This window comes from Furfurilactobacillus curtus, from assembly GCF_045862785.1.
In the GTDB taxonomy this organism is placed as follows: Bacteria; Bacillota; Bacilli; order Lactobacillales; family Lactobacillaceae; genus Furfurilactobacillus; species Furfurilactobacillus curtus.
The window spans coordinates 1-17,671 of sequence record NZ_BQXO01000009.1 but is presented as its reverse complement, the minus strand read 5'-3'; the positions used below and the strand labels follow the sequence as shown (position 1 = coordinate 17,671).

Here is a 17,671-nt window from a genome sequence, read left to right as displayed (position 1 = left end):
ATCTAGTTCGACTGCCAGTGATGCTAGCAGCACAGCTAATTCAGCTTCTGTTGTTGCTAGCACTGCTTCCACTGTAGCCAACAGTGCCAGCCAAATTGCCAGCACCGCTAGTTCCGTCGCTAGTTCAGCAAATACGGTTGCTTCGAGTGCTGCTAGCCAGTACCCGGACAATGGTAGTCTGCAAAGCTTAGCTACAGTCGCTTCCGACGCAAACAGTACAACGGCAAGTTATGCAACAAAAGCCAGCTCTGATGCTAAAGCTGCTAGCGATTTAGCTGCGACTGTTAGTGCTGCTGACACGCAAGCCGTTTCTGCAGCCGGTGCTGCTAACAGTGCCATTGCTGCTGGTGACCTTTCTGCCGCTTCTGGATTCGCAAGTACGGCATCAAGCGCTGCCTCTGTTGCAGCCTCTAATGCAACTTTGACCAGCTCGGCGGCTAGTCAAGCAATGAGTGAAGCTCTCGAAGCCAGCAAGGCGGCAATTATTGCCTCCGCTGCCGGTAGTTCAGCTGGTAGCATTGCAAGTGGTTTGAGCGATGCTAGTTCCGCTAGTTCGACCGCGGATTCTGCTAGTTCAACCGCTACTTCAGCAAGCAGTAAAGCTAGTTCCGCTGCTGTCGTTGCCAGTGCGGCATCAACTACGGCTAACAGTGCCAGCCAAATTGCCAGCACCGCTAGTTCCGTTGCTAGTTCAGCAAATACAGTCGCTTCCAGTGCTGCCAGTCAGTATCCGGACAACGGTAGTTTGCAAAGCTTAGCTACAGTTGCTTCCAGCGCTAACAGTACAACTGCTAGTTATGCGGTAGAAGCTAGTTCTGATGCTAAAGCTGCTAGTGGTTTTGCTTCAGCCGTTAGTGAAGCTAACTTGTTAGCTTCAACAGCTGCATCGATGGCGAATAGCGCGATCTCTGCTGGTGATATTCCGGCAGCAAAACAGTACGCTGATACCGCTTCTAACCAAGCACAAGTTGCTGCTGATCAAGCTGATTTGGCTAGTTCAGCTGCTGCCCAAGCCATGACTGAAGCCCAAGCGGCCAGCAACGCGGCCAAGATTGCCCTGGGTGCTGGGGATTCAGCAAGTAGTATTGCAGCTGGTTTAAGTGATGCCAGCTCTGCCAGCTCACAGGCTAGTTCAGCAAGTAGTCAAGCAAGCTCAGCTTCTGTTGTTGCCAACAATGCTTCAACAGTTGCTAATAATGCGAGCCAAATTGCAAGTACAGCCAGTTCCGTTGCTAGTTCTGCTAATAATGTAGCTAGTTCAGCTGCTAGCACCTATCCAGATAACAGTTCATTACAAAGTTTGGCACAAGATGCCTCAAGTGCTAATAGCGTAACCTCCAGTTACGCAACGGCGGCTAGTTCCGATGCCAGTCATGCAAGTAGCTTAGCCAACGACGTTAGTGCGGCCAACAAAGCCGCCTCTACAGCCGCTTCCTTAGCTAACAGTGCAATTGCAGCTGGGGATAATTCTGCAGCTTCTAATTATGCTGATTCTGCTGCCAGCGCGGCTGTTAAGGCCTCTTCTGATGCAGTATTGACCAGTTCAGCTGCTAGTCAAGCCTTAAGTGAAGCTAACAAGGCTAGTGATGCTGCGCAAATTGCTTCTGCTGATGCAAGTTCAGCTGGTAGCTTAGCAACCAGCATTGCTTCCTCAATTGCTAGCTCAATGGGATCTGATGCAAGTTCTGCCAACAGTACAGTTACTTCAGCTAGCAGCAAAGCTAGTTCAGCAGCCGTAGAAGCAAGTAGCGCTTCAACTGTTGCTAACAGTGCCAGCCAAATTGCCAGCACGGCTAGTTCAGTTGCTAGCTCAGCTAACTCGATGGCTTCGACTGCTGCCAGCACCTATCCATCAAACAGTGCGTTACAAAGTGCTGCTAAGGATACTTCAAGCGCTAACAGTGAAGCTTCCAGTTATGCTGTCTCAGCCAGTTCTGACGCAAGTGCTGCCAGCAGCTTAGCGACATTAGTTAGCTCGGCCAATGCTGACGCTTCTAATGCGGCTTCCTTAGCCAACAGTGCAATTTCAGCTGGCAACATTTCAGCTGCCCAATCCTATGCTTCAGACGCATCCACGGCAGCTTCCGTTGCCGCTTCAGATGCAACATTAACGAGTTCAGCTGCTAGCCAAGCGATGAGTGAAGCTGTTAAGGCCAGTTCCGCTGCTAGTGTGGCTGTTTCAGATGCAAATAAAGCTGGGAGTATTGCTTCTAGCATTGCTTCATCAATGGCCAGTGGCGCTAATTCAGCCAGTTCAGTCGCTAACTCAGCCTCTGTGTCAGCCAGTTCTGCATCAGTTGTTGCTAATTCAGCAAGCAGTATTGCTAGCTCAGCCAGTTCAACTGCCAGTTCTGCTAATGTGATTGCTTCTAGCGCAGCTAGTGCGAACCCGTCAAACAGCGCTTTACAAAGCTTGGCTAGTGATACTTCTAGTGCGACAAGCTTAACTTCAAGTTATGCTTCACAAGCAAGCTCTGATGCCAGTGTAGCTAGCAGCTTAGCCTCACAAGTTAGTGCTGCTAACAGTGTAGCTTCATCAGCGGCTTCACAAGCTAATAGTGCAATTGCAGCTGGTGATAGTTCCGCGGAATCTAACTACACGAGTGTTGCTTCTAGTGCAGCATCAGTTGCTGCTTCCAATGCCAACTTAACGAGTTCAGCTGCTAGTCAGGCGATGAGTGAAGCTCAAAAGGCAAGTTCTGCTGCCAGTGTTGCATCATCAGATGCTGATAAGGCAAACAGTATGGCCTCAAGCTTAGCTTCATCTAACAGCACGGCCAGTTCACAAGCAAGTTCTGCAAGTGACACGGCTAGTTCTGCCAGCTCAACTGCAAACTCAGCATCAGTTGCTGCCAGTTCCGCTTCTGTGGTTGCTAACAATGCAAGCGACATTGCCAGCACGGCTAGTTCCGTAGCCAGCTCCGCTAACAATGTTGTGTCGAGCACGGCTAACAACTATCCATCAAACAGTGCATTGCAGAGTGTTGCCAGTGACGCTTCTAGCGCTAACAGTGCTGCTTCTAGCTATGCAACCCGTGCCAGCTCTGATGCTAGTGTTGCCAGCAGTCTTGCTTCACAAGTTAGCTCTGCTAATAGTGTTGCTTCCTCTGCTGCATCACAGGCTAACAGCGCAATTGATGCCGGTAATGAATCAGCTGCACAATCTTATGCCACTAAGGCTAGTTCCGCTGCTTCAGTCGCTGCCTCAAATGCGACATTGACCAGCTCTGCTGCTAGCCAAGCTATGAGCGAAGCCCAAAAGGCAAGTTCAGCTGCAGCAGTTGCTACTTCTGATGTTACTAAGGCTAGCAGCATCGCTTCAAGCTTAGCTAGTCAAGGTAGTAACTACGCTAGCAATGCTAGTTCAAGTGCTTCATTAGCCAGCTCCGCTGCCAGTCATGCCAGCTCAGCCGCTAGTGAACTCGGTTCTAACAGCGCAATGTCAAGTTTAGCTAGTGATGCTTCGTCTGCTGCTTCACAAGCAAGTTCCGCTGCTTCACAAGCAAGTTCAGCCGCTAATACTGGTGATGAATCAGCCGCTTCAAGTGCCGCTAGTGTTGCTTCAAGTGCCGCCAGTGTTGCCGTATCTGATGCTAATAAAGGTGACAGTATGGCTTCAAGCTTAGCTAACCAAGGTAGTAGTTATGCAAGCAATGCTAGTTCTAGTGCATCTTTGGCAAGTTCCGCTGCTAGTCATGCTAGTTCAGTGGCAAGCAACAATGCTTCGAACAGTGCGATTTCAAGCGCCGCAAGCAATGCTTCATCTGCTGCTTCAGTTGCAAGTTCGGCTGCTTCAGTTGCTTCGTCTGCTGAGCAGACTGGTAATGAATCAGCCGCTTCGAGTGCTGCCAGTGTCGCTTCTAGCGCTGCAAGCACTGCCGTATCTGATGCTAGTCAAGCTGATAGTTTAGCCAACAGCGCTGCTAACCAGAGTCAAGGTAGTAGCTATGCCACGAATGCTAGTTCTAGTGCATCCTTGGCCAGCTCCGCTGCTAGTCATGCTAGCTCAACAGCAAGTAACCATGCTTCGAATAGTGCTTTATCTAGCTTAGCTAGTGACGCTAGCTCAGCCGCTTCAGTTGCAAGTTCGGCTGCTTCGGTCGCTTCTTCAACTGGTAATACTGGGAACAGTTCTGCTGCTTCAAGCGCTGCCAGTGTCGCTTCAAGTGCGGCTAGTGTAGCGGTATCTGACGCCAACAAGGGTGATAGCATTGCTGATAGCCTTGCTAGTCAAGGCAGCAGCTATGCTAGCAACGCTAGTTCCAGTGCTTCAGAAGCCAGCTCAGCCGCTAGTGTAGCAAGTTCTGAAGCAAGCAATCATGCTTCGAACAGCTCGTTATCTAGCTTAGCAAGCAACGCGTCATCAGCTGCCTCAGTCGCTAGCTCAGCTGCTTCACAAGCAAGTTCTGCAGCCGGTGCAGGTGATCAATCTGGTGCTTCGAGTGCTGCCAGTGTGGCCTCAAGTGCTGCTAGTGTAGCTAGTTCTGACGCTAGCCAAGCAACTAGCATTGGTTCCAGCTTAGCTAGTCAAAATAGCAGTTATGCAAGTGATGCAAGCTCAAGTGCTTCATTAGCCAGCTCAGCAGCCTCAACCGCCAGTTCTGATGCAAGTAACAATGCTTCGAACAGTGCAATCTCTAGCTTAGCAAGTAACGCTTCGAGTGCTGCTTCAGTTGCTAGTTCTGCTGCTTCAGTCGCAAGCTCGGCTGCCAGTGCAGGCAATGATTCAACTGCTTCGAGTGCTGCTAGTGTGGCCTCAAGTGCTGCTAGTGTGGCCGTATCTGATGCCAACCAAGCTAACAGTATTGGCTCAAGCTTAGCTAACAACAGTGCTTCAGCAAGCAATGCTGATTCAAGTGCTTCATTAGCTAGCTCCGCTGCTAGTCATGCTGGTTCAGTAGCAAGTAACAATGCTTCAAACAGTGCATTATCTAGCTTAGCAAGTAATGCTTCATCCGCTGCTTCAGTTGCTAGTTCGGCTGCCTCAGTTGCGAACTCTGCTGCTAGTGCCGGTAATGGCTCAGAAGCTTCTAGTGCTGCGAGTGTTGCTTCCAGTGCTGCAAGTACGGCTGTTTCTGACGCGAATGCCGCAGATAGTTTAGCTTCCAGCTTAGCTAATAACGGTTCCAATGCTAATGGCAACAATGGTAATGGTTCAAATGGCAGTGGCTCCAATGCTAACGGCAACGGCGAGAATGGTAATAATGCTAATGGTAACGGTACTGGTACAAACGGTAACGGAACTAACGGCAATGGTTCAAATACTAATGGCACCGGTGCAAATGGAACTACTGGTAACGGTTCAATGACCAATGGTGCTTCTGGTATGGGTACAACAGGAACTGGTGCAACCAGTAACGTCGCAACAAATGCTGCAACGACTGGGAACGCGGCCTCAAGCAAGACTGCTAATACCAATGCTTTACCAAATACTGGTGAATCAGACGAAGTTAATGCGGTTGCCCTCGGTGGGTTAGCATTAATGGCAAGTCTGACCATGTTTGGTGTTGCCCGTCGCCGTCGCGAGGACTAGGAACAAATTGATTTAGATAGTTTAGCCGACAATCAAGAAATCATTTTATGTAGAGAGTGGATGAAATTATGTTAAACAAAGGAATTAATAAGTTTAATTCAAAAAATATTCAGGCTAAAAATACACACTTCCGTTCATGGAAGAAGGGGAAAGTCTGGTTGTACGCTTCAGCAACGATTTTATCAATTGTTGGTGCTGGCGCTGCGACAACTAGCAAAGTCCACGCGGACACAACGGCAACAGTCGCGACAACATCAGCGGCTTCAACTGAAGCTACCAGTGCTGCGGCTACTTCAACGGCGCCAAGCTCAGCTGCATCAAGCTCAGCTGCGTCAAGCTCGGCTGCAACCAGTGCAGTGGCTACAGTAACCCCACAACTACAAACTAAGCCGATCACCCTTACTAAAGGGAGTTCGTTTAGTCCAGTACAAGCTTTTGTCGGAGCTACAGACAGTCAAGGCAATAAAGTAGGCCTCAATCAAATCTCAGTTGCCGGTACGATTGATCCTAATGTGCCAGGGGCATACAACTTGTTGTTTAGCTTTGTTGATCCAACAACCAAAGCGACAATTACTGGTGCGGCTCAAGTAACGGTTCAGGCAGAGGAAGTTGCCACAGCAACACCAGCAGTTACACCTGCTACACCTGCAGATGTTCCTGCCCAATCAGTGACTACGCCTACACCGGTTGACACGCCCGCAAGCGCAGCAACAGAAGCAACCTCAAGCGTAGCTTCCGTTACTGCGACTACCGCACCAGCCGGAATGAGCTTAGCTAGCAATGCGACAACGACTACGGAACAATCTTCTGTGGCAGGGATCAGTCTTGCTTCTTCTACTGCTAGCGAAGGATCTTCATTAGCCCTATCTAGTTTGGCTTCTGAAGTATCTAGCTCATTTGCTTCAGCAACGAGTGAACTTTCGTCATTCGCCCAAACTTCCCAAGGGAAAGTTGCTGCGAGCCAAGTATCTGACTTAATCAATTCTGCAGTTAGTACGTTGTCTTCAGCCGCATCCTTGGCTAGTGACCCAACGGTCGTTCAATTCCAGTCCGCTTTGTCTGCTGCCGTTGCAGCTTCCAACACGGCCTTAGCACAATCACTCGTGGCTTCCTTTAACGCAACTTCTCAAGGAGCTGCTTTGAAGGACTTGGCTGCGACTAGTGCTGCTGCGGAAGCAGCTGCCTCAGACAACGCTTCATTGGCTTCTTTGAAGGCCGCTATCGCTAGCTTGGCTTCTGGTGCAACTGTCAATTCCTCTGCTGCATCGGCTGCTTCCAGTGCTGCTACTTCATATATGGCAACTAGTGATGGACAAGCTCTGCTAGCTAATGCAAAATCTGCGGCTTCAGTTGCATCAGCTGCTAGTGCTGCTGCAGTTTCTGCATTTGCTAATACAGCTGATGGTAAGGCGATGTTAAACGCCTTATCTTCATATGCGGCTAACCCTGAATACAGTGCATTTAATGTGGCAATGTCTTCAGCCATTGCGGCAAAAGATACGACGTTAGCTTCTTCACTAGCATCCTCTTTCTATGCGACTGCCGAAGGTTCACAGTTTATTGCAGACATGAACTCATATGAGGCGACGGATGCCTATAAGACAATGGCTGATGCTATTTCAGCTGCACAGACAAAGGCATTGACCAGTGTGCAATCTTCTGTTACTTTAGCTAGTCAAACGCTTGCAGCCAGCGGATTTGATTTAACAGCAATCATTGGAAATATTACCGGAGGAATTTGGAAAGCTGTTTCCTGGTTCGCTACGAACATTAATCCGATCAAGTTAGTACCTAATTTAACTGGTATGGGACAATTCGGTGAAGCATTAGAGTCGATTTTAGGTTCTGCTGTAGGTTCTGCATTTTATGGAGCAATCGGTGCTGGAGTGGCGGGACAAGTTTCTAACTTAATCGCGGTTGTCCCATCCACCATTGCTAACACACTGTTTGCTTTAATCCCAATCCTTGGCTGGTATGGGAATGCCGGTGCTTGGTATGTCATGGGTGCAGTCGGTGGTATTGCTGGATGGTTCGGCGGTGCTGTGTCCTCAGCGCTAGGCGCCTATTATGGTGGGACTATGTCTGCTGGCCTCAGTAAAGATGGTAAAGTTGACACGATGACTAGTGCAACTGTGATTGGTTCAACAATAGGAGCTCTTATAGGACAAGAAGCCAATGCGTGGGTTTTAGGTTATCTATTGGGAAACTTAGTTTTAGGAGTTCCAGGATTCTTTACCGTTATTGCGGGGACTATCGGAACTATTTCTGCTATTTTTCCACCATTGTCCCTACTGATATCATTTTGGTTTGAACCACTTGTTCAGCTAATTGCGGCTGGAATAGGGTCTCCAGTTGGGTCAGTGATTGGAGGAGTTGTTGGTGCTGGTGTAGGGGCACTTGCCAATTTATTAAAACTCCAAATTAATTTGCCAGATGCAGAACAAGTAGTTAAAAATATTGCTGCTTTGCCTGGACTTTCAGACTTGCTTAACACCATCCAGACTGTTACTGAAAAGGCTGGTACGATCGTAACAAAGGCTGTTTCCGTTGCCAAAGGTGCTAGCTTTAGTCAACTGAGTGGATTCACTAGTGCCACTGATAGCAATGGTGCGACTGTGCCACTAAGTCAAATTTCCTTCAGTGGTTCAGTAGATCCATCGGTTCCAGGAGCTTACATTGTCGATTACAGCTATACCGATGCTGGCACACAGAAGGTTGTCAATGGCTACTCAATCGTAACGGTTACTGATGATGCAACAGCACCAGTAACAACACCAGTAACAACACCTGCGACGGTATAGACAAATGAATGGTTTGCTTAAATTAAAAAAGATAACATTGACCCAAGTAGGTCCCTTTGTTCCATTACATTTAGTTGTTGAAGCGAAGGATTCTCATGGGGAAGCGGTTAGTCCAAAGCAAATTACGATGGAAGGCTCGGTGGATTTACAAGTTCCTGGGGAATACCCAATCTTGCTTCAGTTCATTGATCCTTATACTGAAACTCCAGTTAAGGCCATGACGATGGTAACTGTCGTTCGAGCTTAATAGACTAATAAGCGCAAATTAAGAGTGCTACTAAATTTCGATTTTTGAATTTAGTAGCACTTTTTTTAATGGATATAATGAATTTGTGGCTCGGTGATGTTATTCTATAAAGGTACAATATTAGTTATTTCATAGATGCATTGTTCGTTTGGAGAAGTACTCAAGTGGCTGAAGAGGTGCCCCTGCTAAGGGTATAGACCGTGAAAGCGGTGCGAGAGTTCGAATCTCTCCTTCTCCGTTCAAAGAGAATCAAGCTGAATTATCAAATCCGGCTTGATTTTTTTTGCGTTTATCAACTCACAACGCAAGCTTTGTCAGCTTTAATGTGTCTGGTCCGAGCCCTAAGTGTAGTTGAGGACAATGGAAAAACCAGTGACGCTATTTTTTAAGGCGCTTACCATAAACATGGATGACCACGATATTCGGACTAAAATTTATCATTTGGCGTGTAAATAGCCTTTTTTTGCTTTAACATCGTTCGTAATCGAAACAATGTCTAACAAATAAAATGCTTTTACCTATTTATTAAATTCAAAAACTATAATATCATTAAGATGTTAACACTAAATCAATTACTCGGGTTGATCTGCGCTGGGCTGTTATCGAAATCGGAGTCGTCAACCCGTTAACTTTGATGATGTTTTTCACGAATTAAGTGAAAGAGGAAAGTAAAAATGAAAAATTATCTAGAAAAAAAGCACTTACATAGACAGAGCAAAATAACCAACTTTAGACGATGGAAATCTGGTAAGCAGTGGTTGTACGCGGCAAGTATTTTAACTTTAATGGCCGGTGGGGCCGCCGTTGAGCAGATTGAAACAACGAGTGTGCATGCTGATACGATTTCGACGACTCAATCAAGTGTTGCTTCTTCATCAGTGGCAATTAATAATCTTTCAAATAGCAGCGCAACAACTAGTCAAGCGAGTGTTGCCGTTAGCTCGGCGATAATAAGTTCTGATCCCGTTAGTTCGATGGAGTCAGGCACAGCAATTACGAGGTCTTCAGCAGCTACGGTAGCGGAGGTTAGCAGTTCGGCCGTGGAAAGCTCAGCGACTGCGGTCAACGTTTCTTCAACGGCACCCAGTCAAGTTAGCACAAGTGAGGCGGCTTTAAACAATAACGAGCCTGCTTTAAGTCAGTCCATATCACAAGTTGCTAGTTCAGGCCAAACCAGTGTACTCGACACGCCAATTAGCCAAGCGGATATCGCCTTGGCAACCGTAAGTAGTACGGCTACAGCAACTTCTAGCGCCGTTAGTTCGACCTCAGTAGTTGCCCCCGATCTTAGCGGTGTTGTAGCAGGAATTGGTGCTGCTTATAATGAGACGCTTAGCGGTGTGATTACGCAACTTATCGGAAGTGCTGGCGTTAGCAATGCTGTGACGTTATTAACTAATGTCATTTCACAAGCGGGATCATTTTTTAGCAGCGTTCCAGGGATTAGCAATGTGGTGACGGTTGCTAATGGTGTTTTAAATGGCGTTACTCAAGCGATCAACCTTGCAAATGGTTTAGGAATTGATCCCAGTGGGCTAGTGGTTACAGCAATCACCAATGGCATGAATGGGTTAGGGCAAGCGGCTCTGACAGCGCTGACTCCAATAATTAATAACATTCCAGTCATTGGATCAGGATTACTGTCGGTCGTTAAGCCGATTCTATCGAATCTATCTAACGTCAGTCCATCATTAGTCGTGTCTACCTTAGCCAGTGCTACTGGTCTAGGTGGTGTGTTGTCAACAGTTTCAAATATTGCAGCTAGTGTAGCACCACAAGTTATTAACGCCGTTCAAGGTGTCTTGAATACGGCCGTCAATGTGATTAATGGAGTGAAGGGTTTCATCAACAATGCTATGAATGTAGTAGCCCCAATCCTTCAACCAATTGAAAATGTTATTAATGGATTGATTGCGCCAATTCAAACAGTCTTATCTAATATTATATCTTCAATTAAAAATGCAATTTTTCCCAATACTTCATCTAACGCTACGACAAGTTCAAGCTCAGCAACGAATTCTAGCTCCAGTGCAACGACGAGTTCTAGTTCATCTGCAACATCTAGTAGTTCGGCTGTTTCAGTAAAGCCAGCTTTAGTTACAAAAGCAACGACCATTCGTCAAGGTAGTAGTTGGAATGCCTTACAAAATTTCGTGAGTGCTACAGGATCTAATGGACAAAAAGTCTCATTAAGTGAGATCACAATGCAGGGAACGATTGATCCACAAGTTCCGGGGCTGTACTATATCATGTTTCAATTTGCGGATCCTGTTACTAAGGCAATCATTCAAAATATGGCTGCCGTCACGGTTCAAGCGATCGACCCAGTAGCAGAAAGCTCGGCCGCAAGTGAGGTGGCACTTGCAAGCTCAGCCGTGGCACAAGACATCGTTGCGGTCAGTGCAGCAACAAGTGCTATCAACGCGTTACCACATTCAACAAGTAATCTAACCTCATTATTCCCATCAACGAGTAATTATCCAAGTTCACAAGTTGTATATTTATCGGCCGCTAGTTCGGCAGCCACGCCAGATGTGAGCGTCCTTGGCAGTGATGTGATGCAGTACGTTAATGAATTACGCTCAGCTAACGGACAGCCAGCTTTAACGTATTCAAGCAGTGAAGCCGCATTTGCTCAAACCCGGGCGCAACAAATTGTGACTGATTTTAGTCATGATAAATCTAATGGATCAACGGAAGACATCGGCGGTAGTCGCGGCATCACGGATCAAATGCAATCGCCACAAGAAATGGCTTACTTTATTGTCATGGATTGGTACGATGAGTCTGATAACCCAGAAGCAGTCGGAAATGGCCATTATGGTCACCGTGCCAATTTATTATTTGGAGGCCCAACTATGGGTGTGGGTTTTGTTAGAAGTACTGATCCGACCACTACATTTACTGATTATTACAGTTTTGAAGCGCCAGCTTATCAAGACGTCACGCTATATAACCAGGCGGAGGCGATGGCAAATGCCAAGAGCAATCCATCGACGATCCCCCTACCAAATATCACCTTTGTCTATGTTGATTCACCTGATTTTGATCTGTTGTACAACAAATTAACTCAGTTACAGCAACAACTAGCTAGTGATCAGGCCGCTTTGGCAGCCGCACAGAACAAATTATTGACGGTGTAATTTGTAAAACAGACTTTGTTGACAAAGACGAGTTCAGAAAAGTTTGGTTCAACATCCAATTTAAGATAAAGGACACTTTGCGGAGTGTTCTTTTTTTGTATACAGACTGATCCTAATGGATTTAGTGTTGTCGAAATTTTAAAAAAGCAGCGAATGACATTCAGTCGACTTTATCTTATTGCAAAACAATGATCTGACGACAGTCCTCCACAGCAGATAGTGAATGATTGGCTCAAGCTTGGCACAGTTCAGACTGTTCAACGTAAGGATTTATAACACGATTATTTATGAATAATGTTATAAACGAAAAATATACAAAAGAAAAATATAACTTTAAAAATACTTTATAAAGAATATAATTAAAATTAAGTGTTTATCAATTAGGTTGTTATCAATTGATAAATATAAACATCATAGCAATAGCTAAAAAGCAATAAAAAAAGATGTCTGAGGGGAGCAATACAATGAATTCAGAGACACACTTTAAAATGTATAAAGCCAAAAAAAGATGGCTAGTTGCCGGAATGGCAGCTGCAGCATTCTACTTGGCGGGGCCTACTGTAACTCAAGCGAAGGCGGACGCTCCTGAACAAGATCAAGCAGCGACATCATCGGCGGCAACAGCTAGTGATCAGTCAGCTCTGATCGCAACTTCAAATGCTACTAATAGTAGTGCAATGGCTAACTCAAATTCCGTAAACCCTGCAACTATCAGCAATTCGTCGACAAATGATAGCAGTGTGAGCCAATCGGATAACGCCGCGGTTGTAACAACAAGTAATGCAATTGCAACGGATCAACTCAGTGACGCGGCAACGATGGTGGCGAGTTCATCGGTGGATAGCTCGTCGTCGGCTAGCGGATCATCCCAAAATGTATCAGTTAGTTCAGTAGCAAATGCTACACCAACTAGGGCGTTGGTAACTATGGCTCCGACGGCTAGCGATGCAACGATTGGTGAAACGGCTGCTTTGACGGATATTACTAGTGAGTTTAGTAATCAAGAACCTGAAGGTGGTCAAGGTGTTGGTGCCAATGTCTTGGCAAATTTAACCGCTAATTATCAGGGTGCAGATTTTATAAACTTGACCGCACCACAACAGTCTGCTTATGCACAAACTTTGAGTGTCTATGCAGCGGGGATTAAAGCGGCGGAGAGTGATTTGATGACCTCAACGGCAGCCGGTTTTGCAGGGAACTATGCTGGTGTTACACCAACTGAGCAAAGTACAGGACTTAGCGTAGAAGGTCTAACAAGTCGCTTTGAACAAGTGAATGGCAATCTTAATCAAGCGTTTACATATGGCTATAATTTTGCTGCTTTTGGTGATCGTTATTTAAGCTCAACATTTGGTAATGTTGATGCTATTTCACCGAAAGATCTCGGTTACTATGGAATTGCCCTTGAGATACGCCAATTTTTAAGCAATCTCACGACTAATGTGTCGTATCAAGATGGTCCCAATCTTAATCTGAATTTGCAAAATCCAGTCGCATACCCGATGCCAAATGGGTTGGCTGATCGAACCCAGTTATTCAATAAAGTTCTGGCCCAACTAACACCAATTTATGTGGCTGGTGGTGAAGATGGTGTTCGAATAACAGCCGAAAATGCTTCACCTGTCGCCTTTGCTGACTACGCCGCCGCTAATTCAACTCAAGCTAGTGTTAAATTATTGGGCCTTGATTATGCATCAGGTATTTATACGGCTGCACAAACTTCTTTTGAAAATGATCGGATGAGTATCTATCCGATCATTGAAGCGGATGCCGAGGCAGATGTTCAAGCTGGGTTAACTGAATTTTCTGATAATTCTTGGTCTGATGTCTTGATCAAATGGGCGGCAAATGCAGCTAATAATCCGCTCTCGGTGACGATTCTAAGAACAATTGGATCGGAAATGGTGACAGTCGGTCGACAGGTATTTAGCGATTTAATTAGTACGGCAAAAACAGCGTATAGTGATTCAACAAGTTTTAACATCTTAACTAACAAGATCTCAATAGCTAATCCCTATGCTGATCAAAATGAGCTTAATACAATGTACCAAGACATTTTGGCCGTCATGCTTGGCAGAATTAAAAAAGTTGCAGCTTTGACTGATCCAACCGGCTTAACGGAAATTCAACAACAAGCCATTAATTCCGTTGAAAGCTTATCAGCACAACAAAATTTGGGCGCGGATCAGTTAGGGACCGGTACGACTTATGAACCGAATTGGTTCCCATATTATAAAGCCAATATTAATTCTGGTTTAGCCACAGAATTTGCTGGTGATCTATCAACCTTAGCTGCAATCGGACAGAATGCTTATACAGACGCGTTAGGTACTCGGCCGGCGTCAACTCCTACTACAACAGGCAGTCAACCGCATACCACCATTGGGGCCTGGGATGACGGCGTTCTATTTGCCGAACAACAGCTCAACCCACTAGCACTTGATGCAAACAGCGCCTTAGCAACTGATCCGACAACTTATGCCAGCTTTGCTGATGTTTTGGCTGCTTATAAGGGTACCGATTATGATTACACGAGTGTCGTTAAAGCGGCTTACAATTTCCAGCGCTCAAAATTAGGTCAATTGGATCTGAACTATGTGCGTAAGTTAGATGGCCAATCGATGATAATCGATGGCAAAGGTAGTGTCGATCTATGGGGCTTTGTACCAGATACGCTGTCTGTCAACAGTGATGGACAATCAGTTGAATTTACCAATGGCACGACTCAGACGAAGACAGCGTTGGATTTACCACCGGTTGACGGTGTGGTTTACACAGCCATTCCTTCAGATGCCGATAATCCAGCAGCTCAGTTATCTGGCAATCGGACAGCTACTGGTTATTACGCAAACGTTAAGACCATTAATTCAACGTTATGGTTAAAAGCAGCCAATACATTAGCTAAGGTGACGGTACTAGGAGACTTGACGAAAGGGCAATTGACGCTAACTGTAAGTCAAATCACTGCTCAACCAACTTTTGCAACGAATGGTACAACACAGACAACTGGCTCCCAAGTCTTTGATTGGACTTCGGCGACCTTGCCAGCCGGGTGGACCTTTGCTAACGGTAATTTGACTTACAGTGGTGAAATTTTGAATCCACAGGGCACGACGTTAAATTTGATCGATAAAGTCGGGGATACATTAACAGTGACGATTGGCTTTACCAACACGCAGACCGCAATTTTTAATTTTGTCGATGCGACAGACAATAACCAGTCAATCAATTCATTGACCAATGTGCCAACGGATGCTGATCGAACTGTTAGTGGCACGTTCAATCAACCAGTCGTGCCAACATTTAACAATGGTGCAACGTTGCAAGAGATTGTTAATCAGTTAACGGCTCTGCATTATCATTTAGTGACTGATTTAACTAGTCTGCCATTGACCTATGATGAAGATGATCAAACAACCCAATCCTTTACGATTGCCTTTGTTCATGATCAGACTGTTGTGACGCCCGATAATCCTAGTCAACCAGGACAGCCAATCGACCCAGCTAATCCGAATGGACCAAAGTGGCCAAGTGGAACTGACTTAGCCTCATTACAAACGATTGGCCAACGAACAATTACCTATGTTGACGCCAATACGTTAGATCCGATCAAAGTTGCACAGACCAATAATGGTGAAGTGGTTCAAAAAGTTACTTTTGATCGGCACGCTGTTGTGGATGAAGTGACCGGGACAATCCTTGGCTATGACACCAATGGTGATGGGGCAGTTGACGTTGAACCAGACAATGGCAATCAGGCTTGGCTACCAAAGACCGGTACGTATGCGGCAGTAACGAGCCCGGACTTAAGTGAATATGGCCTGATTAATCCTCACGACATCACCTCACCAACGCCCACTGGTTTACCTAATGTGCCAAGTGCTACCGCGATGCCAAATGATCAGTTATCGGTGACGATCGCTTACGATCATCAGTTAGTACCAGTAACGCCAGGTCAACATTTGGTTCCTGGTGATCCGATTAATCCTGATAATCCTAATCAACCAGTGTGGCCTGCTGGGGTTGCTGACAGTAACTTGACCAAAACCGTGACGCGGACGATTCATTACGTTGACGCTAACGATCCAAGTAAGTCAGTGGCGCCTGATGTAATTTCAAGTGTGAGTTACAACCGGACAGCGGTTGTTGATGCTGTGACTGGCCAACTATTAGGTTATGCACCTGATCCAACTACCGGCAAGCCAACGCAAACGGCCAGTGATGGCGGCTGGGAATTAGCCAGTGCTAGTGACACACTTGGCGCAGTATTATCACCCGATTTAACTAGCCAAGGGTATTCAGCGCCCGATCAAGCGATCGTTGCAGACCAAGTGATTATGCCAGACTATTCAGGCGCTGATCAATTTGCGGTGACAGTTATGTATGCACATGGTACGGTCCCAGTAACACCAACTCAGCCAGGCCAACCAGGGCAACCTCTTGATCCTCAGAATCCTGATGGACCAAAATGGCCTACTGGTACTGCTGCTACTGATTTAAGTCAAATTTCAACTCGGACGATTAACTACTTTGACCGGCAAACGGGTGCAGTGGTGGCTAAACAAGTGCAACAACAAGTAAGCTACTCGCGAACCGCAATTGTGGATCAAGTCACTGGCGCATTGTTAGGTTATGATACCGTTGGCAATGGACAGGTGACGACCACTGATGCCAACCAGGCGTGGGTATTAACCAGCCCTGATGATACTTTTGCGGCTGAAGTTTCGCCTGATTTAACGGCAGCGGGTTATCTACCTGCTTCACTGAGTCAAGTCGCTGCGCTCAAAGTGACGCCAGATAATGGCGGTCAAAGTCAGGTGGTCAATGTGTATTATGATCACGCAACGACGCCAGTCACCCCTAACCAACCACAACAACCTGGTCAACCAATCGATCCCGCTAATCCCGATGGACCAAAATGGCCGGCTGGGACAGATATTAACTCACTGACCAAGACGGTTACGCGAACCATTAACTATTTAGATCAACAGACTAATGCTGTAGTGGCCCCTGCGATTAACCAAGCCGTGACCTTGACCCGCACCGCGATTGTGGATCGAGCAACCGGGGTCTTATTGGGTTATGATCTAGATGGGAATGGTACCGTTGACACAACGGATGGGACAGCAGCTTGGCAACCGAGTGGATCTGCTGTGTTGGCAGCTGAGACCTCACCAGACTTAACGAGCCATGGTTACCAACCGGCAACGCTTAAACAAGTCCCAGCTCAAACCATCACTGGTGACTATGACGGTAACAGCAACTTAGTGGTGAATGTCTATTATGCGCACCAGTTGCAACCTGTTACACCGCAACAACCAGGTGTACCCGGTCAACCAATTAATCCGAACAATCCAAATGGACCAAAATGGCCAACCGGAACGGACGCTGATTCACTAAGCCAGACGATCACGCGAACGATTAACTATCTTGATAAGCAGATTAATGCGGTGGTTTCACCGCAGGTTAATCAGGCCGTTACTTTAACGCGTACGGCGATTGTCGACCAAGTTACCGGTAATATTGTCGGCTATGACACGACCGGCGACGGTAATGCCAATGTGACTGATGCTGCACAAGCGTGGGTCATTAAGGGTACGGATCAATTAGCTGCGGTAACCTCACCAGATTTAAGCGATTTAGGCTATCAATTAGCCAATCCGACTGTAGTAGCCGCTCAAACGATTGCAACCACCTATACAGGTACACCGCAGATTACAGTGAACGTCTACTATGATCACCAAACGACGACTGCGACGCCAGCCCAGCCGGGCGTACCAGGCCAGCCAATTAATCCCGATGAGCCAAATGGGCCAAAGTGGCCAGTAGGAACGGATCAGGCGGATTTAAGCAAAACTGTGACTCGTACGATTAACTATTTGGATCGATAGACAGGTCATTCAGTCGCTACCGCAGTGACCCAACAGGTAACTTTTGTACGTACTGC

The 17,671-nt window shown here is 46.4% G+C and carries 5 protein-coding genes and 1 tRNA gene; all 6 read left to right on the top strand.

Annotation, left to right across the window (positions count from 1 at the left end; all coding sequences use genetic code 11):
• A partial coding sequence (locus ACKTR2_RS09770) for a Ser-Ala-175 repeat protein (RefSeq protein ID WP_407884936.1) occupies positions 1-5,533 on the top strand: 5,533 nt, incomplete at its 5' end.
• Positions 5,534-5,601: 68 nt separating this feature from the next.
• Positions 5,602-8,334, top strand: coding sequence for a bacterial Ig-like domain-containing protein (locus tag ACKTR2_RS09765; protein WP_407884934.1), 2,733 nt, complete (start codon positions 5,602-5,604; stop codon positions 8,332-8,334).
• Between the two features lie 37 nt (positions 8,335-8,371).
• Positions 8,372-8,581: a bacterial Ig-like domain-containing protein gene (locus ACKTR2_RS09760; protein ID WP_407884932.1), complete on the top strand. Its 210-nt coding sequence runs from the start codon at positions 8,372-8,374 to the stop codon at positions 8,579-8,581.
• Between the two features lie 150 nt (positions 8,582-8,731).
• A tRNA-Ser gene (locus tag ACKTR2_RS09755) sits at positions 8,732-8,819 on the top strand.
• A 436-nt stretch (positions 8,820-9,255) separates the two neighbouring features.
• Complete coding sequence (locus tag ACKTR2_RS09750; protein ID WP_407884930.1) at positions 9,256-11,724, top strand: CAP domain-containing protein; 2,469 nt, start codon at positions 9,256-9,258, stop codon at positions 11,722-11,724.
• A gap of 464 nt (positions 11,725-12,188) precedes the next feature.
• Positions 12,189-17,615: a mucin-binding protein gene (locus ACKTR2_RS09745; RefSeq protein ID WP_407884928.1), complete on the top strand. Its 5,427-nt coding sequence runs from the start codon at positions 12,189-12,191 to the stop codon at positions 17,613-17,615.
• Positions 17,616-17,671 lie beyond the last annotated feature (56 nt).

Coding starts and splice junctions, on each gene's coding strand:
- ACKTR2_RS09765 (WP_407884934.1), top strand. CDS start 5,602: ATGTTAAACAAAGGAATTAATAAGTTTAATTCAAAAAATATTCAGGCT.
- ACKTR2_RS09750 (WP_407884930.1), top strand. CDS start 9,256: ATGAAAAATTATCTAGAAAAAAAGCACTTACATAGACAGAGCAAAATA.
- ACKTR2_RS09745 (WP_407884928.1), top strand. CDS start 12,189: ATGAATTCAGAGACACACTTTAAAATGTATAAAGCCAAAAAAAGATGG.